Below are 19,872 nucleotides of genomic sequence, written 5' to 3'. Positions count from 1 at the left end.
GGTCGGATCAATAAGGCAGACCGACGTAGTTTTCGGCCAGCGCCGTGGAAGCGGCCTTGGAATGCACGAGGTAATCGAGTTCGGCTTCCTGGATGCGTTGGCCGAATTCACCGGTCTCGGGAAAGCGGTGCAGCATCGTCGTCATCCACCAGGAAAAGCGCACCGCTTTCCACACCCGCGACAGCGCCTTGGCTGAATAGGCGTCGAGCCCGGCTTGCGATCTCTCACGGTAGAATTCGCGAAGACCGGCAAAGAGATAGCGCACGTCGCTGGCTGCAAGGTTGAGGCCCTTCGCGCCGGTCGGTGGCACGATGTGGGCGGCGTCACCGACCAGGAACAACCTTCCGAAGCGCATCGGCTCGGCGACGAAGGAGCGCAGCGGCGCGATCGACTTCTCGAAGGACGGCCCGGTCGTCACGGCAGCTGCTATCTGCACCGGCAGGCGGCGGCGCAACTCGTCCCAGAAGCGGTCGTCCGACCAGGCCTCGACGCGCTCCTCGGCGGGAACCTGCACATAGTAGCGGCTGCGCTGCGGTGAGCGCATCGAGCAGAGCGCGAAGCCGCGCTCGTGATTGGCATAGACCAGCTCATGGTCGGCCGGCGGCACCTCGGCCAGCACGCCCAGCCAGCCGAACGGATAGTGTCGCTCGAACGTCTTCAAGGCGTTTTCCGGCACTGACCTGCGGCTGACGCCGTGATAGCCGTCGCAGCCGGCGATGAAGTCGCAATCGATGCGGTGCGTGACGCCGTCCTTCTCGTAGGTGACGAAGGGCGACGCGCCGCCGAAATCGTGCGGCGCGACATTCGACGTTTCGAAGACGGTCGGAAGGCCCGCCGCTTCGCGCTTCTGCATCAGATCGAGCGTCACCTCGGTCTGGCCATAGATGGTTACATGCTTGCCGCTGGTGAGCGCGGTCATGTCGATGCGGTGCGCGCGGCCGTCGAAGGCGAGCGAAATGCCTTCATGCGGCAGGCCCTGTTCATAGAGCCTCTCCGCCGCGCCCGCTTCGCCGAGCAGGTCCACCGTGCCCTGTTCGAGCACGCCCGCGCGCACCCGGCCAAGCACATGCTCGCGGCTCGACCGCTCGAGGATGATCGTCTCGACGCCAATCGTGGCAAGCAATTGGCCGAGCAGCAGCCCGGACGGCCCCGAGCCAATGATGGCGACTTGCGTGCGCATCAATGACCGAGGCTCTCGATCTGTCCGGCCAACTCGGCTGCAAGCCTGAGCGCGGCCGCCGTCGCCATGACCATTTGCGGCAGGATGAGCCATTCCAGCGTCCAGGCCGAACCCGAGCGCTCCTGCTCATGCACCAGCGCCTGGTGCATGCCGGAAAGTTGGACGGCATTGAAGCGGGCGAGGGACACCAGGGCTTCCGCCTTCACGGGATTCTGCTTGTGCGGCATGGTAGATGAACCGCCGCCGCCGGACAGCTTGATGTCGGTGCCCGCCTGCGCCATCAGCGCAACGTCCTTCCCGAACTTGCCGAGGCTGCCGGTCACCAGCGACAGCCAGCCGGCGAACTCGGCGAGCGCGTCGCGCTGATTGTGCCATTGCGGCGCGTCAGCGAGGCCAAGCTTCGCGGCAAGCGCGGCGCGCACTGCGGCGGCCTTGTCGCCGAGCTTTTCCAGCGTGCCGGCGGCGCCGCCGAACTGCACGACAAGCAGTCGGCCGGAGAGCTCCTTCAACCGTTCCTGGTGACGCTGGAGCGGTGCTCGCCAGGAAGCGATCCGGTCGGTCACGACGATCGGTATCGCCGGCTGCATTCGCGTCACCGCCATCATCGCCCTGCCCTCGAAATCCTGTTCGAGTCCGGCGAGCCGCACGACGTTCTCGCTGAGCAGCAGGCCGACATGCTCGACCGCCCCGCTCAGGCGCAGCACCAGCGATGTATCGATCACATCCTGGCTGGTGGCGCCGAAATGAACGAATGCATCGTGCGGCACGCCAACAGCAGCCTTGATCTGTCGCACCAGTTCCGGCATCACGACGCCGTCGGCGGCGACGCCGGCGCGCAGCTTCGCCGTATCCGGCCGGAACGCCGCCAGCGCCTTCGAGATCGCCGCCGCCGCATCGCTGGTTATCGCGCCGCACCCGGCTTCCGCCTCGGCCAGCGCCCGCTCGAAGCTGAGCATCGCAGCGATGTCGGCTTCGACGGAAAAATGTCTGGCCGCCTCTTCGTCGCCGAGCAGGCCGGAAAGCAGCGGGTGATCGAAGGGCGAAACGGTCATGGCGGCCCCGGTCAGCTGTCGAAGAAGACCGTCTCCTTTTCGCCCTGCAGGTGGATGTCGAAGACGTAAGTATCGCCCCGGCGCTCGGCGATCAGCGTCGGCACACGCAGGCGATGCTCGATGCGGGCGAGGATTGGGTCCTCGGCATTGGCCTTTTCCTCGTCGGAAAAATAGAGCCTGGTGTGCAGGCCGACATTGATGCCGCGCGCCACGATCCACAGCGTGATGTGCGGCGCCATCAGCCGGCCGTCGCGAAACGGCACGCGGCCCGGCTTGATTGTCCGGAACAGGCAGACGCCCGTTTCCATGTCGGTCGGCTGCCGGCCCCATCCAGGGAAATTCGGATCGGCGGCGCCGCGCAATTCCGACGGCGAATTGTAGAGCCCGTTGGCGTCCGCCTGCCAGATCTCGATCAGCGCATCCTTGAGCGGCGTGCCGGTGCCGTCGAGCACGCGAATGCGCAACTCGATGCGCTCGCCCTTGGTTTGGTCGTTGATCATCGATGAGCCGAGGTCGCTCGCATAGATGCCGCCAATGCCGCAGAAATTGGGCGTCAGCCCGATATGCACATAGGGTCCGGCGGTCTGCGAAGGGCTCTCCTTCAACCGGTCGAGCGACTGTGCCATCAATTGCCCTCCGGTCTGTTCTCGAACAGCGTCGAGCGGCGCCCGCGCAGCACGATGTCGAACTTGTAGGCGAGCGCATCCATCGGGATGGTCGACTGCATGTCGAGCGCGGCGATCAGCGCCTCGATAGCTTCCCTGTTGGAAATGCCGCCGACGATCGGGCAGCGCCAGATCAGCGGATCGCCCTCGAAATACATCTGTGTGATCAGCCGCTGCGCGAAGCCATGGCCGAACACGGAAAAATGGATATGCGCCGGCCGCCAGTCGTTCGGCCCATTCGGCCACGGATAGGGCCCGGGCCTGACCGTGCGAAAGGCGTAGCTGCCGTCTTCGCCGGTGATCGTGCGGCCGCAGCCGCCGAAATTCGGATCAAGGGGGGCGAGATAGGCGTCCTTCTTGTGACGGTAGCGGCCGCCGGCATTGGCCTGCCAGAATTCGAGCAGCACGCCAGGCACGCCCTTGCCCCGCTCGTCGAGCACGCGTCCATGGACGATGATGCGCTCGCCGAGGGCGCTCTCGCCAGGCCGGGCGAAATTGTGGATCAGGTCGTTGTCGAGCTCGCCGAGCATCGCGTGCCCGAAGACCGGTCCGGTCAGTTCCGACAGCGTGTTGTCGAATGCCACCAATGCCCGTTGCGGCGAGCGCAGCACCGAGCTCTTGTAGTTCGGCGTGAAGGCGGCCGGATGCCACTGGCGGTCGCGCTGGAAGAAGGCGCCGGTCTCGGGTGAACGGTTCGAGCCTCGCTCAGCCATGGGCGGCTCCGTCCATCTGCGCGAACACCTCCTTGGCAATCTTGAAGGCGCGGTTGGCTGCCGGCACGCCGGCATAGACGGCGACGTGCAGGAAGGCCTCGCAGATGTCATCCCGCGTGGCGCCTGTATTGGCGGTGGCGCGCACATGCATGGCCACCTCGTCGTCATGGCCAAGTGCTGCAAGCAGGGCCAGCGTCACGATCGAACGCTCGCGCTTCGACCAGCCCGGCCGCGCCCATACCGTTCCCCAGGCGGCCTCGGTGATCAACTGCTGGAACGGCCGGTCGAAATCGGTCGCGGCATCCTCGGCACGGTCGACGTGGGGATCGCCAAGCACGGAGCGGCGGACCTCGAGACCCGTCCGGTAGCGGTTCTTCGTGACATCATCCATGGGCAGACGTTTCCTCAGGCAATGAGGCGGCGAAATCGCGGATCAAGGTGACGAGCGCGTCGGGCTGCTCGATGCATGGGATGTGCGCGGCATCGCGGATCATTTCGAAGCGGGCGCCTGGGATCAGATCCGCCAGCGAGCGAACAAGATCGGGTGGCGTCGAGCCGTCCTGATCGCCGACGATGCAGAGCGTCGGCACCGCGATGCGCCGCGCGCTGTCGGTGAAATCGGCATCGCGCACCGCCATGCAGGTGCCGATGTAGCCAGACAAAGCCTGCCTGGTCAGCATGTTGCAGCAGCCGGCCAGGTCCGCCGCACGCTTGGCATGGAATTGCGGCGTGAACCACACTTTCATGATGCCTTCGGCGATCGCCTCGATGCCGTCACGCTCGATAGTCGCGATGCGCGTGTTCCAGCTTTCGGCGGTGCCGATCTTGTGCGCCGTGTCGCTGAGGATCAGAGCCTCTACACATTTGGGGTGGCGGGTATAGAGCCGCTGCGCAATCATGCCGCCGACGGACAGGCCGAAGAGCACGACCTTGTCGAAACCGAAATGGTCGATGAGGGCGGCGAGATCGTCGACATGGTCGTCGATCGAGCGTACGCCGCCGCCGATATCCGACAGCCCATGGCCGCGCTTGTCGTAGACGAGCATCGGCATTTCGCTCCTCAGTTTCGCGACGACGTCGTCCCAGATCCGAAAATCGGTGCCCAGCGAATTGATGAATATGATCGGACGCGACGTGCCCGTCGCCTCGATGTAGCGGTGATGCAGCGTCACGCCGCCTATGCTGACGAATGGCACGATTTCGATCCTCCAAAGCCACATTGCACCAGCGGTTTGGTTCGGTAAAATGATATTTTGCGGCGTTTCATTAACTCTGAGGTTATCGAACCATGGCCGAAAGCCGGATCCGCTTCCGCCATCTGCAGGCCTTTCTCGAAGTCGCTCGGCAAGGCAGCGTGGCGCGCGCGGCCGACTTCCTGCATGTCAGTGCGCCGGCCGTGACCAAGACCTTGCGTGAGCTGGAAGAAGCGCTCGGCGTCGCCGTGGTCGAGCGCGACGGGCGCGGCATCCGGGTCACGCGTCTCGGCGAGATCTTCCTCGGCCATGCCGGCTCGGCGATCTCGGCGCTGAAGCGCGGCGTCGATTCCGTGCGCCAGGACGGCGCTCTCCATCGCGACCCGATCCGCATCGGCGCGCTGCCGACGGTGTCGGCGCGCGTGATGCCGCTCGCCATGAACCTGTTCCTCGAGGAAAACACCGGCGCCGCGCTCAAGATCGTCACCGGCGAGAACGCCGTGCTGCTCGAACAGTTGCGCGTCGGCGCGCTCGACCTCGTCGTCGGCCGGCTCGCGGCGCCGGAGCACATGACCGGCTTCTTCTTCGAACATCTCTATTCCGAGCAGGTGCTGTTCGTGGTGCGGGCCGGGCATCCCCTGTCGGAACCCGGGGCAGACATCTTCGCGCGGCTCGACGACTTCCCCGTCCTGATGCCGACGCGGGAATCCGTCATACGCCCCTTCGTCGACCGGCTCTTCATCACCAACGGCATGACCGCGCCCGCCACGGAGATCGAAACCGTTTCTGATTCCTTCGGCCGTTCCTTCATGCGCCAGAGCAATGCTGTGTGGATCATCTCGGCCGGCGTCGTTGCCAATGAGATCGCCAGCGGCGCTTTCGTCGCACTGCCGGTGGATACGGAGGAGACCAAAGGGCCGGTGGGTTTGACCATGCGCACAGACACCGCGCCCTCGCCCGCCTTCACCATCCTGTTGCAGACGATCCGCGAAGCCGCGCGGCACCACGCCTGACGATCGAGCTAGCAGTTCGAATTTCGCTAACCCAGCGGTTAATAAAACACCGTAAAATATCATTTTACCGAACCAAACCGCTAGTGCAATGTGATCTCCGGAGGATCGAAAGCCGTGCCGTCCGGCCGCAAGCGGAAGACCCGTTTGCCGTCGTGTCGAACGGCGACTGAGGGAGGAGCAGATGTCTCATAATATCGGCAGCAAGCCCGCCATATCGGGCATTTCACGACGCCAGTTCATTGCTACATCGATGGCCGGTGGCGCAGCACTTGCGTTCGGCCGCGGCAAGGCTTTCGCGCAGGCCGCCGACACGCTCAAGGTCGGCTTCGTCAGCCCGCGCACCGGCCCGCTCGCCGGCTTCGGCGAAACCGACGGCTATGTGCTGGACCTCGCCCGCAAGGCCCTGGCCAACGGCATCGAGCTCGGCGGCAAGAAATACAGCGTCGAGATCCTCGACCAGGACACCCAGTCGGATCCGTCGCGCGCCGGCCAGTTGGCAAAAGACCTGATCAACAACCAGGCCATCGACCTGATGCTGGCCGTTTCCACGCCCGAGGTGATCAACCCGGTCGCCGATGCCTGCGAGGCGGCCGGCGTGCCGTGCCTCTCCACCGTCATGCCGTGGGAGGCGTGGTATTTCGGCCGCGGCGCCAAGCCGGGCGCGCCCTCGCCTTTCAAATGGACCTATCATTTCGGCTTCGGCGTCGGCGAATTCTTCAAGACCTATATTTCGCAGTGGAACCTGATCGAGACCAACAAGAAGGTCGGCGTCATGTATCCGAACGACGCCGACGGCAACGCCATTCGCGCCAACCTCGCGCCGCTCCTGGCCAAGCAGGGTTTTACGATCGTCGATCCCGGCGCCTATGAGACCGGCACAACCGACTATTCCTCGCAGATCGCGCTGTTCAAGCAAGAAGGCGTCGAGATCTTCAATTCCTTCCCGATCCCGCCGGACTTCGCCGCCTTCTGGCGCCAGGCCGCGCAGCAGGGGCTGACCCGGCAGATCAAGATCGCCCAGGTCGCCAAGACCGGCCTGTTCCCCTCCGACATCGAGGCGCTCGGCGATCTCGGCATGAAGATCTCGAGCGCCGCCTATTGGCACAAAGCCTTCCCCTACAAGTCGCCGCTGACCGGCGTCTCCGGCACCGAGCTTGCCGACGGTTACGAGACGGCGAGCGGCAAGCAGTGGACACAGCAGCTCGGCGCCTCGATGTCGCTGCTCGACGCCGGCTTCGAAGCCCTGAAGGCGAGTTCCAACGCCAAGGACAAGGCGGCGGTCGCCAAGGCACTGAGCGTGTTGAAGACCGAGACCATGATCGGCAAGGTCGACTTCACCAGCGGCCCCGTCGCGAACGTGTCCCCCGGCCCGATCATCGGCACGCAATGGGTCGCCGCCAAGGAAGGCTCGAAATTCCCGCTCGACTATGTCGTGACCGAGAACGCCACCGACCCGAACGTGCCGGTTGGGGCCAAGCTCCAGCCTTACAACGGCTGATTAAGTCGGGGACCGCATCGTGAACGCGACGCCCAACGGTGCCGTTCTCAGCGCCGCCGGCATCCACAAGCGCTTCGGCGCGCTTGTGGTGCTCGACGACATCGACTTCGCCATGGGCGCCGAGGAAGCGGTCGGCATCGTCGGCCCGAACGGCGCCGGCAAGACGACGCTGCTCAGCGTGCTTTCCGGTGCCTATCCGCCGAGCGCCGGAACCATCGCCTTCAAGGGCGATGACGTGACCACGCTGCCGGCCACGCAGCGCTGCCGGCTGGGCCTGGTGCGCACCCATCAGGTGCCGAAACCCTTCGGCGGCATGACCGTCTTCGAGAATGTCTTCGTCGCCGCCTCGCACGGCGCCGGACTCGGCCGCGACGAGGCTTATGAGGAAGCGCTCGGCTCGCTGAAGCTCTGCGGCATGCTCAGCATAGCCAACCGCCGCGCCGAAACGCTCGGCCTGCTCGACCGCAAGCGGCTGGAGCTCGCCCGCGCGCTCGCCGCGAAACCGACGCTGCTTCTGCTCGACGAGATCGGCGGCGGCCTGACCGACGGCGAGGCGGGCGAGCTCGTCGAGACCATCCGCGAATTGCGCCGCCGCAGGATAGGCATCGTCTGGATCGAGCACATCGTCCACGTGCTTTTGCAAGTGGCCGAACGGCTGATCTGCATGGACGCCGGCAAGATTATCGCTGACGGCGAGCCGCAGGCGGTGATGGCCGACCCGCAGGTGATCAGCGCCTATCTCGGCGGAGGCCCGAAATGAGCCTGCTGTCGGCCGAGGATCTCGTTGTCCGCCACGGCCTGCTGCAGGCGGTGCGCGGCATCAGCTTCAGCCTCGAGCGTGGCGAGACGCTGGCGCTGGTCGGCGCCAACGGCGCGGGCAAGACGACGCTGCTGCGTGCAATCGCCGGCGCGCACCAGGCGGCCTCGGGCCGTGTGGTCTTCGACGGCGACGATCTCTCCGGTGTGCCTTCGCATGAACGCGTCCGCAAGGGCATCGCCCTGGTTCCCGAAGGGCGGCGGCTGTTCGTGCAGATGACGGTCGAGGAAAACCTTCTGCTCGGCCGCACTGCCGGCCGCCCCGGCGACTGGAGCGTCGAACGCGTGCTCGACACCTTCCCCAACTTGAAGCCGCGCCGCCATGCCAAGGCCGGGCATCTTTCCGGCGGCGAGCAGCAGGCGACCGCACTCGGCCGTGCGCTGATGAGCAATCCCGACCTGCTCCTGCTCGACGAGGTCTCGCTCGGCCTGTCGCCGCTGGTCGTCGACCGCGTCTATGCCTCTCTGCAGGGGCTGATCGGCTCCGGCACGACGATCATCCTGGTCGAGCAGGACCTCAACCGCGCGCTCTCCGTCTCCGACAAGGTGATCTGCATGCTGGAGGGCCGGATCGTCCTTGCCGGCGACAGCAAGAGCGTGTCGCGCGACGAGGTGACCAAGGCCTATTTCGGCCTGCACCGGAAGGGCGCCGGAGGCGTGCCGGCATGATGAACCAGATCGTCCAGGGCGTCCTGCTCGGCGGCTATTACGCGCTGATCGCCTGCGGCCTCTCCTTCATGTTCTCGGTGATGCGCATCATCAACCTGGCGCATGGCAGCCTCGCCGTGCTGTCGGCCTTCGCGCTGTGGCTGCTCGCCTCGCGCTTCCACATCTCGCCATTTCTGGGCCTGCTCGTCGTGCTGCCGCTGATGGCCGCGATTGGCTGGGCCCTGCAGCACTTCCTGCTCGAGCGCAGCGCGCGCGGCGGCGCGCTGCTGCCGATCCTCACAACCTTCGGCCTCGCCATCGTCATCGACAATGTGCTGTTCGAACAGTTCGGCGCCGACACGCGCTCGCTGGCGCCCTTCATCGGCAGCCTGTCCTACGATTCCTGGGAATGGCCGGGCAGCCTCTATGTCGGCAAGCTCGCGGTGATCATCTTCATCACCGCCGTCGTCCTGCTTGGTGGACTACAACTGTTCCTCACCCGCACCGGGTTAGGCCGCTCGATCCGCGCGACCTCGGAAGACCCTGATACCGCCGGCATCGTCGGTGTCGACGCGCGCCGCTCCATGGCAATAGCCGCGGCAATCGCCATGGTCACGCTCGGTCTCGCCGGCGCCTTCCTCGGCATGCGCGCCACCTTCGATCCCTATGCCGGCGCAACGCAACTGCTGTTCGCCTTCGAAGCCGCCGTCATCGGCGGCGCCGGCTCGCTCTGGGGAACGCTGATCGGCGGCATCGTGCTGGCGCTCGCCCAGACGCTCGGCGCCAGGATCCATCCGCAAGGTTTCCTCATCGGCGGCCACGTCGCTTTCCTGATCGTGCTGTTCATCCGGCTCTACACTTCCGGCCTCGGCCTGCACAGCTTGCTGCGCCTCTCCACGCGGAAAGCCTCATGAACGCCGCCTCCCCGGTCATCGAGCGTGGCACGGCCGCTTCGCGCAGCGCCGGCATCGGCGTTTTGACCATCATTCTGCTGCTCGCCGTCGCGCCGCAATTCCTGTCCGCCGGCGCGGTCGATCGCATGACCGCTTTGTTCATCTATGTGATCCTCGCCGCCATGTGGAATGCGCTGGCCGGTTTCGGCGGGCTGGTCTCGGTCGGCCAGCAGGTGTTCTTCGGCCTTGGCGCCTACTTCGCCATCCGCCTCGCCAATGCCGGGCTCAATCCGTTTGTCTCGCTCTTCGTTTCGGCGGTCATTGTCGGCGCCGTGTCCTGGCCGATCTCGTTGTTCATGCTACGCTTGAGGAACGGCGAGTTCGCCATCGGCATGTGGGTGATCGCAGCGCTCACCCACCTGCTCGTCAATCTCGACCGGCTGATCCAGGGCGAGACCGGCACGTCGCTGATCTCGCTCAACGTCTACGACGCGTCGACACGCCGGCTGACCATCTACTGGCTGGCGTTGGCGTCGATGACCGCCCTGCTCGCGATCCTGTTCAGCCTGCTGCGCGGCAGCACCGGCGCCGCCATTCGCGCCATCCGCGACAATGAGGATGCGGCGGCCTCCGTCGGCGTGCGCGTCACCGGTACCAAGCGGCTGCTCTTCATGCTCGCCGCCTTCGGCATCGGCGTCGCCGGCGCGCTGTGGCTGGCCACCGCGATCACCTTCCAGCCGAAGACCTATTTCAACGTGCAGTGGACCGCTTACATGATCTTCATGGTGCTGGTCGGCGGTATCGGCACCTTCGAGGGCGCCATCCTCGGCGCGCTGCTCTTCTTCCTCATCGAGACCTGGTTCGGCGGCACCGGCGTCTGGTACCTGATTGGGCTCGGCGCCGCGGCACTGGTCTTCTCGCTGCTCTTGCCGCGTGGCCTCTGGGGCACGCTCGAAGAGCGCTTTGGTTGGCGCCTGCTGTCGGTCGGCTACCGCGTCAGGCTTCCCGCCAGCGTGGCGGATCCGACCGGCGAGGCCATTTCACCAGCACCCACTGCGGCACACAGCGAGAAGGCATGAGCATGCTGTTCGGCAAGACGATCCTCATCACCGGCGTCGCCTCGGGCATCGGCACCCGCACGGCGGAACTCGCGGGCCAACTAGGCGCCGACGTCATCGGCGTCGACCTGCGCGAGCCGGCCGGACATCAGGGCGTCTTCGTCAAGTCCGACATCTCGTCCAAAGCCGGCGTCGACGACCTCGTGGCGCGGTTGCCGCAGCGCATCGATGCGCTCTGCAACGTCGCCGGCCTTTCCGGCAATATGGGCGCGGCGCCGACGCTCGCCGTCAATTTCTACGGCCTGCGCGCGCTCTCGGAAGCGATGGCGCCAAGGCTTCGCGAGGGCGGCGCCATCGTCAATGTCGCCTCCATCGCCGGCTTCGGCTGGCGCGCCAATCTCAACCGAGCCGCCTCGATGGTTGGCGTCGAGGGCTTTCCCGATGTCGCCAGAGTGATCGCCGACCACGCGGTCAAGAACGAGGAAGGCTATCCGGTCTCGAAGGAGCTTTTGCTCCTGTGGACCTTCCGCGCGGCGCATCAGGACCTGTTCAAGAGCCGCGGCATCCGCGTCAACGCGGTCAGCCCCGGTCCGGTCGAGACGCCGATCCTGAAACAGTTCCGCTCGGTCCTCGGTGACGCCAAGGTCGACAGCGATATCGCGCGCGTCGGCCGCGCCGGCACATCGGGCGACATCGCGCCCGTCGTGCTGTTCCTGTGCTCCGACGGCGCGCGCTGGATCAACGGCGCCAACGTGCCGGTCGACGGCGGCCTCGAAGCGTCGATCAACGCGGAAGTGCTTGGCTTCTAATTTTGCAACGCTCCAGCGAAAGCGAGGGAGAAACCCATGGACATCGGACTTCTGATTGACGGCGACGAAAGGGCGGCGACCGGCAAAGCCTCTTACGAGCGCCTGGACCCCTTCACCGGCAAGCTCGCGACGCGCGCCGCCGCCGCAAGCATTGCCGACGCCAACGCCGCGGCAGATGCGGCGGCGGCAGCCTTCGACGCCTGGTCGAAGACCGGACCTGGCGAGCGCCGGATGCTGCTTCTGAAGGCGGCCGACGTCATGGCCTCGAAGGTCGGGGAATTCACCAAGCTGATGATGGAAGAGACCGGCGCCACCGGACCCTGGGCGGGCTTCAACGTCATGCTGGCGTCCAACATGCTGCGCGAGGCGGCGGCGATGACCACGCAGATTTCCGGCGAGGTTATTCCATCCGACAAGCCGGGCACGCTCGCCATGGCGATCCGCCAGCCGGCTGGTGTGTGCCTCGGCATCGCGCCGTGGAACGCGCCGGTCATCCTCGGCACGCGCGCACTCGCAATGCCGCTCGCCTGCGGCAACACGGTGGTGCTGAAGGCGTCCGAACTATGCCCCGGCACGCATCGCCTGATCGGTCAGGTGCTGGTCGAGGCCGGCCTGCCAAAGGGCGTCGTCAATGTCGTCACCAACGACCCGAAGGACGCGGCGGCAATCGTCGAGGCGCTGATCGCGCATCCGGCGGTGAAGCGCGTCAATTTCACCGGCTCGACCAAGGTCGGCCGCATCATCGCCGAGCTCTCGGGGCGGCACCTCAAGCCGGCGCTGCTCGAGCTCGGCGGCAAGGCGCCACTGGTCGTGCTGGATGACGCCGACATCGACGCTGCAGTGAATGCCGCGACTTTCGGCGCCTTCATGCATCAGGGTCAGATCTGCATGTCGACCGAGCGGCTGATCGTCGATGAGAAGATCGCCGACGAGTTCGTCGCCAAGCTTGCCGCGCGTGCCTCGCAACTGCCGGCCGGCGACCCGCGCGGTCATGTCGTGCTCGGCTCGCTGATCAGCAGCCAGGCGGCGGATAAGATGGAGGAGCTGATTGCCGACGCGACCGCGAAGAGTGCAACGCTCGCGGCCGGCGGCAAGCGGACAGGAACGGTGGTGGAAGCGACGCTCCTCGACCACGTGACGCCCGCCATGCGCGTCTATTCGGAAGAGTCCTTCGGTCCGGTGAAGCCGGTCATTCGCGTGAAAGGCGAGGACGAAGCGGTGCGCGTCGCCAACGACACCGAATACGGCCTGTCGTCGGCCGTCTTCAGCCGCGACATCCGCCGCGCCATGGCGATAGCCGCGCGCATCCAGGCCGGCATCTGCCACATCAACGGCCCGACCGTCGGCGACGAGGCGCAGATGCCTTTCGGCGGCGTCAAGGGCTCGGGCTATGGCCGTTTCGGGGGCAAGGCCTCGATCGCCGAATTCACCGACCTGCGCTGGGTGACGATCGAGGATCCCGGACAGCACTACCCGTTCTGAGGGTTCACCCCAGCGTCAGCCCGGCCTTCCTCGCCTCCTCGCGCAAGAACGGCAGTCCGACCTCGATGACGTCGCGCGGATTCTCGGCCACCGGCCGCCACACGGCGAGCCCGCCGGCGATGTCGACATCGACATGGTTCATGCTTTCGAGCGTGATCGCGCCCTGATAGCCGATGTCGGCGATGGCCTTCATGCAGGCCGCCCAGTTCAGCATGCCACGCCCCGGCACGCCGCGGTTGGCTTCCGACACATGCACATAGCCGAGATAGGGCGCCGCCGCCTCGAAACCGGAAGCAAAGCTCTCTTCCTCGATATGCATGTGGTAGGTGTCGAGATGAATGAAGATGTTGGGCGCGCCGATGCGCTCGATGATCTTTGCCGCGTCGATGCCGCGGTTGATCAGGTGCGTCTCATAGCGGTTGCAGGGCTCGATGCCGAGCTTCAGGCCGCGCGACTTCGCCGCCTTCGCCGCGCGTTCGAGGAAACGGCACATACCGTCGATTTCCCTTTGCGTCGGCGCGCGGCCGGTGGTCTTGCCGATCGTGCCGTAGGTGACGCCGCCGAGCGCTTCCGCGCCGACCTCGTTGCAGACCCGGAAAGCCGGTTCGAGGAAATCCAGCGCCTCGTCCGGCCGTTCGACCACATCGAGCGCGCGCGGCAGGCCCAGCGAGGGGACCAGTTCAACACGATAGTGATTGGCAAAGCTGCGCGTCCGCTTGGTGTCGATCTCCTCAGGCCGAAGCAAAGGAATCTCCATCAGCCCGATGCCGTATTCCTTGAGCCTGTCCATCTGCGGCTCGATGCGGGCGAGGTCCCAGACCGGTGCGATGGCGAAAGTATGCAGTCCGAACGTGTTCATGTCAGCCTCGTTGCTCATGCGCCGCCGCTGCGGCCGTATCGCCGCCGCCAACGATGCGGCTGACGACTTCGTTCATGTTGGTCCTGGCGGTGACGAGATCGGCGTCCGCCCTGCCGTGGCGCAGCACGACGATGCGGTCGGTGACCGACAGCACGTCGTTCAGCCGGTGCGAGATCAGGATCACCGCGATGCCTTCCGACCTCAGCCGCCGGATGAGATCGAGCACGCTCTGCACCTCGCGCACGGCAAGCGCCGCAGTCGGTTCGTCCATGATGACGAGCTTCGGATTGAAGGTGAGCGCGCGCGCGATCGCCACCGTCTGCTGCTGGCCGCCGGAGAACGAACCGACCGACCGGTTTATCGACGGCAGATGCGCGCCCAGCCGCTCGATCATTTTCGACGCTTGGCGATCCATCTCGCTTTTGTCGACGAAGCCGGGGAACAGGCCGAGCAACTTTTTCGTCGGTTCGCGTCCGAGGAAGATATTCGACGCCACGTCCTGTTGCTTGGCCAAAGACAGATCCTGGTAAATCATTTCGATGCCGAGGCGCCGCCGCTGACCGGGGTCCAGCGCCAGGATATCCTTGCCATCGAACTCGATCGAGCCGGTGTCGGCACGGTAGATGCCGGTGATGGTCTTCATCAGCGTCGACTTGCCGGCGCCATTGTCGCCGACCAGTCCGACCACCTCGCCGGCCGCGACCGAAAGATCGACGCCATGCAGCACGTCGACCGCGCCGAAGCTTTTGCGGATGCCGCGCAGCGAAAGCAGGGTCATACGCGCGACTCCTTCCGCACCTGATACTGGTCGATGAAGACCGCGAGGATCAGCACCGCGCCAATCGCCATCTGCTGGTAGTAGGATTGGACGGCAAGCAGCGTCAGCCCGTTCTGCAAGACGCCCATGATCAGCGCGCCGATCATGGTGCCGAGGATCGAGGCGCGGCCGCCGAACAGGTTGGTGCCGCCGATGATCGCCGCCGTGATGGCGGTGAGCTCGTAATTGATGCCGGCGGTCGGATCGCCGGCATTGACGCGGGCGGTGAACAGCAGGCCGGCAAGCCCGGCCAGCGCCCCCGACAGCGTGTAGATGATGCGGCGGTGATGCTCGACGCGGATGCCCGCGGCTCGCGCAGCACCTTCGCTATCTCCCAGCGCTAGCGTGTGGCGACCGAAACGCGTATAGGCAAGCACCGCATGCGCGACGATGGCCGTCAGCACCAGGATGATCACCGGCATCGGGACGCCGAACGGCCGCCCCTGCCCGATATAGACGATCTCGGGCGGCAGGCCGTAGATCGCCCTGCCCTTCGAGATGACCAGCGCCAGACCGCGCGCCAGGCCTAGCATGCCGAGTGTGACGATGAAGGCCGGCACGAAGGCGCGGGTGACCAGTTGGCCGTTGATGTAGCCGGCGATCCCGCCGGCCAGGATGCAGGCGGCGACGGCGAAGACCGACGGCCAGCCGAGATTGACCGCCACGAAAGCGCCTGCGACGCCCGCAAGCCCCATGACCGAGCCGAGCGACAGATCGAGCCCGCCCGAACCGATGACGAAAGTGGCGGCGATCGCCAGCACGCCGATTGTCGAGGTCGCAAGCAGGATGTTGAGGAAATTGCTGAGCGACAGGAAATAGGGCGACAGGAGCGCCATCGCCGTGCTCAGCGCCAGAAGCACCACCAGCGACTCCAGCCGGATGTGGAGCCTTTCGACGGATGCTCGCTGCACCCGAGCCCAGAAGCCGGGCTGTTCAGAAGCCATGTCTTTGCACCTTGAGAGAGGGCGGTAAGGCAGTAGGCAGTAGGACTTAGGCAGTAGAGAAATATAAGAGCGATCTGAGCGGTGCGAACCCGCGTGTCTCCCCTACTGCCTACTGCCTACTGCCTACTGCCTACTGCCTATCCCTACTCACTTCACATATTGCAGCATCGGTTCCTTGCCGGCGTCGAGCACGTCCTTGGTCAGCACCAAAGTCGGCACGGCAATGCTTTCCGGAACCTTCTCGCCGCCGAGCGCCTTCTTGACGTTCTCGACCGCCTGCTTGCCGACCAGATAGGGAAGCTGCGCCACCGAGGCATTGAGGCGGCCTTCCTTGATCGATTTCACCGCATCGACATTGCCGTCGACGCCGATGATCGTCACCTGCGAACCCTTGCCCGCCGCATAGACCGATTCCACTGCACCAAGCGCCATGCCGTCGTTCGCGCAGAAGATGGCGACGAGATCGGGATGCGCCGTCAGCGTGTCGGTGGCGATCGAAGCGGCCTTGCCGCGGTCCCAGTCGCCCGGCAGCGAAGCGACGATTTCGAGGCCGGGCGCCAGCTCCTTCAGCTTGTCGGCAAAACCCTTGGCACGCTTCTCGCCGGTGATGTTGCCGGACAGACCTTCGATCACCAGCACCGGACCCTTGGCGTCCTTGCCGAGCTTGTTGGCGAGATACTCCGCGCCCTGCGCGCCGGCGGCGATGTTGTCGGAGCCGATATGGAAGGTGACCTTGACGCCTTCCTTGTCGAGCACCGCTTGGTCGAGATTGTTGTCGAGGTCGACGATCTTGATCCCGGCATCCTGCGCCGACTTCAGGCAAGGCAGGAGGTTGGTCGAGTTGATGGCCGCGGTGATCATCGCCACCGGCTTGCGTTCGAGCATCGTATTGCAAAGGTTGAGCTGCGGTTCGGCTGCCTGATCGCTCTCGGCCGCCTGCTGGAAATATTTCACGCCGGCTTCCTTGGCGCCGTCCGCGACACCCTGCGCCATCGCGCCCCAGAACGGATTGGCCAGTGTCTTCATCAGCACGCCATATTCGCCGTCCTCGGCATTGGCAACGCCGACGGCGGAAAACGCAAGCGCGACGCCGATGGCAAGGGTAAATCGATTTATCCTCGGGAAATGCGATATCATTCTATCCTCCGTTGATCCTTGGCGCCGGACGCCACGGCCAGGGCCGGCGCATGCTTCCGCTCACGACAATGGGGGCTGTTGTCGGTCTCCTCCCCCGGAATGCGGACCGCTGCCTGGCGAGCCAACGGATTCCCGCATCAACACCTGGCAGGGCTCGAGCCGCGCCGTGGGTGGTCCCACGTCACCCTCGACCCTGCGAAACAAAAGGTTCATCGCCTCGCTGGCAATCCGGTGCACCGGCTGCACCACGGCGGCGATCGCCGGCCATGTCACCTGCATCCACTCCGCATCGTCGAAGCCGACCAGCGAGATGTCGTTCGGGCAATGCCAGCCACGCCGGCGGAACTCGGACAGCGCGACGAGCGTGCCCTTCAAAAGCAGCGAATAGACGGCGGTCGGCCGCTCTCCCCTGGCAAAGTAATCGCGCAGCGAGGATCGCAGCGGCGCGACGCTGACTTCCGAGGTGATGACGTCGATGCGCACCGATGGGTTGAGCGCCAGCGCCTGGCTGCGAAAACCTTCCAGGCGCGCGCGCACCGTCGCCGCCTGCTCCGCAAGGCCGATGACCAGTATATGACTGTGCCCATTGCCGACCAGCATCCGCGCCACTTCGGCGCTGGCGGAGGCGCTGTCGGCCGAGACGGTGTCGAACGCGTCGTCGGACAAGACGCGGTCGATCAGCACGCCGGTCATGCCGTGGGCTTTCATGAAGGCGGCCGCCGGACCATGCTCGTTGCGCACAGGCGCCAGCACGACGCCGGCAACGCGCCAGTCATGCATGCGGGCAAGGATTTCCTTCTCGCGCGCCTCCGATTCACGGCTCGATGCGGCGACCAACGTGTAGCCGCGCTGTTCGGCAAGGCCTTCGAGCTCGGTCACCATCTGGCCGAAGAACTCGCTCTCGAATTCGGGCATGATGGCGCCGATGATGCGGCGCTTGGCCCTGCGCATATCGGAGGCTAAAGGATCGACGCGATAGCCCAGATGCTCGACGGCATCGAACACACGCTGCGCGTTTTCCGGCTTGACCGTGGTGACGCCGGCCAGCACCTTGGAGACGGTGGCCGCGGACACGCCGGCATGGCTTGCCACGTCGTGGATCGACGGACGCCGCTGCCGGGTTTGGTGTTGTGCCATTGACCTCCTCCCGAGGGCAGGCAGCTGATTTTCTGCCTCGCTATCGTAATCGATAAATCGATTTTTCGTTCTTGTAAATCGTTTCATCGGGAGTAAGACTTGAATGCGTGGTTGACGCGATCCAATCGCGCCCGGAGGAAAAACATGCCCGACAAAGCCTTGCCGCTGGTTATCAGCGCGCCCGAACCGCGCACATTGGAGCTCATCTTCACGCCGCCGCAGCTGGCGCGCCTGCGCAAACACTATCGCATTGTCGAGACCACCCCGGAAGGCGTTGCCGCCCTGCCCGCCGAAACTCTGGCCGAGGCGCGTTTTATCATCGGCCAGCCGCCGATTTCAGCTGAGACTCTGGAGAAGCTGAAGGCGCTGCGCTGTATCTTCAACGTCGAGACCAACCTCCTCAACAACATGCCTTATGAGACGCTGTTTGCGCGCGGCATCCATGTCGTCACCACCGGCCTGGTTTTTGCCGAACCGGTGGCGGAGCTCGGCCTTGCCATGGCGCTGAACCTTGCCAGAAACATCGTCGACGCCGACCTCGCTTTCCGGCAGGGCAAGGAACTGTGGGGCGGCGACGGCAACCAGACCGCGCGGCTTCTCTCCGGGGCGGATGTGGGCATCATCGGCTTCGGCGATCTCGGCCGCGCGCTCAACCGCTTGCTGACCGGCTTCCGCACCCGCACGAAAGTTTTTGATCCATGGCTGCCGCCATCGATCCTGATCGACAATGGCGTCGAGCCGGCCTCGCTGGACGAGGTGCTGTCGCAAAGCGATTTCGTCTTCGTCGTCGCTTCCGTCACCAGCGAGAATGAGGGTTTCCTGGGCGCCGACGCCTTTGCCAGGATGCGCAAGGGCGCGGCCTTCATCCTGCTCAGCCGCGCCGGCGTCGTCGATTTCCCGGCATTGATGCAAGCGGTGAAGAGCGGCCACATCGTCGCTGCAAGCGACGTCTTCCCCGAGGAGCCGCTGGCCAAGGACCATCCCGTCCGCACCCTCCCCGGCTTCCTGCGTTCGGCGCATCGCGCCGGCGCGCTCGATATCGCCTTCAAGCGCATGGGCGACATGGTGCTGGAGGATATGGACCTTATCGACCGCGGCCTGCCGCCGCTGCGCTCCAAGCGCGCCGAGCGCGAGACGGTTTCGCGCATGCGCTCCAAGCCGGTCGACAGGAATTAGTTTCGAGTAGGCTGCCTAAAGCGTCCCGAGCCGAAGCGCGTCGCGCGCGATTTGCCAGGCCGTCTCCACATGCCGCCGCGCCGCCGCCTCCGCCGCTTCCGGCTTGCGCGAACGGATCGCCTCCATGATCGCCTGCATTTCGGCGATCGCCGGCTCGCGGCGGTTCTGCGACAGGATTGTCATCGAACGCAGCTGGTTGATGCGGACGTTGAGACCGGTGACGATCTCCCAAGCTATGCGCTTGTCGGCGGCTTCAAAGAGCACCTCATAGAAGCTCGCCGTCGCCCGCATCACCTCGGCCGGCACGCCCGACGCCCACGCCTCGAGCAGCTTTGCCAGCGCCGTATCGAGCAGCGCGATCTGACCGTCGGTGGCCGATGTGGCGCAGGCCTTCGCCGCAATGCCCTCCAGCAGCGCGCGCAACTCGTAGATCTCGTCGGTCCGGCCAAGATCAGGCTTCGCCACGGCCGGCCCATGTCCAGGTATCATCTGCACCAGGCCTTCGGCCTCCAACTGCCGCAGCACCTCGCGCACGACCGAACGGCTGACCCCGAGCTGGTCGCATAGCGGCCGCTCGACCAGCCTTTCGCCGGGCTGGAAATGGAAATCCATGATCGCCTCGCGCATGCGCTCCAGCGCCAGCGTCCTCAACGTTTTGGCGGAGCGGTCTATGCGAAGCGTGTCAGCCATTTTTCCTGAATCCTTAGCCTCGTCACAAAAACCGATTCCATGACCGATTGACAAGACGCATGGCACTCCATAGCATGGTATACCATAAGACG

21 protein-coding genes are annotated in these 19,872 nt (G+C 65.3%); 9 read left to right on the top strand and 12 right to left on the bottom strand.

Annotated features, from left to right (window positions below; genetic code table 11):
• Positions 1-7: 7 nt before the first annotated feature.
• Genes pobA through pcaD form a run of 6 tightly spaced genes read right to left on the bottom strand, consistent with a single transcriptional unit; the run spans position 8 to position 4,806 of the window.
• Positions 8-1,180 carry a 4-hydroxybenzoate 3-monooxygenase gene (pobA, locus tag LB529_RS04640; protein ID WP_224710368.1) on the bottom strand — a complete coding sequence of 391 codons (1,173 nt, stop codon included), beginning with the start codon at positions 1,178-1,180 and terminating at the stop codon, positions 8-10.
• Positions 1,180-2,232 carry a 3-carboxy-cis,cis-muconate cycloisomerase gene (locus LB529_RS04635; RefSeq protein ID WP_224710367.1) on the bottom strand — a complete coding sequence of 351 codons (1,053 nt, stop codon included), beginning with the start codon at positions 2,230-2,232 and terminating at the stop codon, positions 1,180-1,182. The genes pobA and LB529_RS04635 overlap by 1 nt, the downstream gene beginning before the upstream one ends.
• A gap of 11 nt (positions 2,233-2,243) precedes the next feature.
• On the bottom strand, positions 2,244-2,858 hold the full coding sequence (gene pcaG / locus LB529_RS04630) for a protocatechuate 3,4-dioxygenase subunit alpha (protein ID WP_224710366.1): 615 nt from the start codon (positions 2,856-2,858) through the stop codon (positions 2,244-2,246).
• Positions 2,858-3,610 carry a protocatechuate 3,4-dioxygenase subunit beta gene (gene pcaH / locus LB529_RS04625; protein ID WP_140838937.1) on the bottom strand — a complete coding sequence of 251 codons (753 nt, stop codon included), beginning with the start codon at positions 3,608-3,610 and terminating at the stop codon, positions 2,858-2,860. The genes pcaG and pcaH overlap by 1 nt, the downstream gene beginning before the upstream one ends.
• Entirely contained in the window at positions 3,603-4,001 is a 399-nt protein-coding gene (pcaC, locus tag LB529_RS04620; protein WP_140838939.1) for a 4-carboxymuconolactone decarboxylase, read from the bottom strand. The genes pcaH and pcaC overlap by 8 nt, the downstream gene beginning before the upstream one ends.
• A complete protein-coding gene (gene pcaD, locus LB529_RS04615) occupies positions 3,994-4,806 on the bottom strand; it encodes a 3-oxoadipate enol-lactonase (RefSeq protein ID WP_224710365.1) in 813 nt (270 codons plus the stop codon). Before pcaD ends, pcaC begins: the two co-directional genes overlap by 8 nt.
• Before the next feature lie 92 nt (positions 4,807-4,898).
• On the opposite strand from pcaD, the gene pcaQ reads away from it, so the two are divergent.
• The 8 genes from pcaQ to LB529_RS04575 all read left to right on the top strand — a co-directional run bounded on the left by pcaQ (position 4,899) and on the right by LB529_RS04575 (position 13,020).
• A complete protein-coding gene (gene pcaQ, locus LB529_RS04610; protein ID WP_095769789.1) occupies positions 4,899-5,816 on the top strand; it encodes a pca operon transcription factor PcaQ in 918 nt (305 codons plus the stop codon).
• A 181-nt stretch (positions 5,817-5,997) separates the two neighbouring features.
• Positions 5,998-7,314, top strand: a complete 1,317-nt coding sequence (locus tag LB529_RS04605) for an ABC transporter substrate-binding protein (RefSeq protein ID WP_224609892.1) — start codon at positions 5,998-6,000, stop codon at positions 7,312-7,314.
• 85 nt (positions 7,315-7,399) lie between these two features.
• A complete protein-coding gene (locus tag LB529_RS04600) occupies positions 7,400-8,074 on the top strand; it encodes an ABC transporter ATP-binding protein (RefSeq protein ID WP_224544960.1) in 675 nt (224 codons plus the stop codon).
• On the top strand, positions 8,071-8,799 hold the full coding sequence (locus LB529_RS04595; RefSeq protein ID WP_224710364.1) for an ABC transporter ATP-binding protein: 729 nt from the start codon (positions 8,071-8,073) through the stop codon (positions 8,797-8,799). Before LB529_RS04600 ends, LB529_RS04595 begins: the two co-directional genes overlap by 4 nt.
• Positions 8,796-9,692, top strand: coding sequence for a branched-chain amino acid ABC transporter permease (locus tag LB529_RS04590; protein ID WP_224710363.1), 897 nt, complete (start codon positions 8,796-8,798; stop codon positions 9,690-9,692). Before LB529_RS04595 ends, LB529_RS04590 begins: the two co-directional genes overlap by 4 nt.
• Complete coding sequence (locus LB529_RS04585; protein ID WP_224710362.1) at positions 9,689-10,750, top strand: branched-chain amino acid ABC transporter permease; 1,062 nt, start codon at positions 9,689-9,691, stop codon at positions 10,748-10,750. The genes LB529_RS04590 and LB529_RS04585 overlap by 4 nt, the downstream gene beginning before the upstream one ends.
• 2 nt (positions 10,751-10,752) lie before the next feature.
• Positions 10,753-11,538, top strand: coding sequence for a coniferyl-alcohol dehydrogenase (locus LB529_RS04580; RefSeq protein WP_224710409.1), 786 nt, complete (start codon positions 10,753-10,755; stop codon positions 11,536-11,538).
• Between the two features lie 36 nt (positions 11,539-11,574).
• The gene (locus tag LB529_RS04575) at positions 11,575-13,020 is read left to right on the top strand and encodes an aldehyde dehydrogenase (RefSeq protein ID WP_224710361.1); all 1,446 of its coding nucleotides are present in this window, start codon (positions 11,575-11,577) and stop codon (positions 13,018-13,020) included.
• Between the two features lie 4 nt (positions 13,021-13,024).
• Here LB529_RS04575 and LB529_RS04570 read toward each other — a convergent pair whose 3' ends face one another.
• The 5 genes from LB529_RS04570 to LB529_RS04550 all read right to left on the bottom strand — a co-directional run bounded on the left by LB529_RS04570 (position 13,025) and on the right by LB529_RS04550 (position 17,914).
• Positions 13,025-13,879, bottom strand: a complete 855-nt coding sequence (locus LB529_RS04570; protein WP_140838949.1) for a sugar phosphate isomerase/epimerase family protein — start codon at positions 13,877-13,879, stop codon at positions 13,025-13,027.
• 1 nt (position 13,880) lies between these two features.
• Positions 13,881-14,657 carry an ATP-binding cassette domain-containing protein gene (locus tag LB529_RS04565; protein WP_224710360.1) on the bottom strand — a complete coding sequence of 259 codons (777 nt, stop codon included), beginning with the start codon at positions 14,655-14,657 and terminating at the stop codon, positions 13,881-13,883.
• Entirely contained in the window at positions 14,654-15,640 is a 987-nt protein-coding gene (locus tag LB529_RS04560) for an ABC transporter permease (RefSeq protein WP_224710359.1), read from the bottom strand. Before LB529_RS04560 ends, LB529_RS04565 begins: the two co-directional genes overlap by 4 nt.
• Positions 15,641-15,787: 147 nt before the next feature.
• Positions 15,788-16,777, bottom strand: coding sequence for a substrate-binding domain-containing protein (locus LB529_RS04555; protein WP_224710358.1), 990 nt, complete (start codon positions 16,775-16,777; stop codon positions 15,788-15,790).
• 60 nt (positions 16,778-16,837) lie between these two features.
• Positions 16,838-17,914, bottom strand: coding sequence for a LacI family DNA-binding transcriptional regulator (locus tag LB529_RS04550; RefSeq protein WP_224710357.1), 1,077 nt, complete (start codon positions 17,912-17,914; stop codon positions 16,838-16,840).
• A gap of 144 nt (positions 17,915-18,058) precedes the next feature.
• On the opposite strand from LB529_RS04550, the gene LB529_RS04545 reads away from it, so the two are divergent.
• Positions 18,059-19,090 (top strand): hydroxyacid dehydrogenase, encoded by a 1,032-nt coding sequence (locus LB529_RS04545; protein ID WP_224710356.1) that lies wholly within the window; start codon positions 18,059-18,061, stop codon positions 19,088-19,090.
• 15 nt (positions 19,091-19,105) lie between these two features.
• Here the strand turns inward: LB529_RS04545 and LB529_RS04540 are convergent, their stop codons facing one another.
• On the bottom strand, positions 19,106-19,780 hold the full coding sequence (locus LB529_RS04540; protein WP_224710355.1) for a GntR family transcriptional regulator: 675 nt from the start codon (positions 19,778-19,780) through the stop codon (positions 19,106-19,108).
• Positions 19,781-19,872 lie beyond the last annotated feature (92 nt).

The organism is Mesorhizobium sp. CA5 (genome assembly GCF_020165105.1).
Taxonomy (GTDB): Bacteria; Pseudomonadota; Alphaproteobacteria; order Rhizobiales; family Rhizobiaceae; genus Mesorhizobium.
This window is presented reverse-complemented; position numbering and strand designations above follow the sequence as displayed.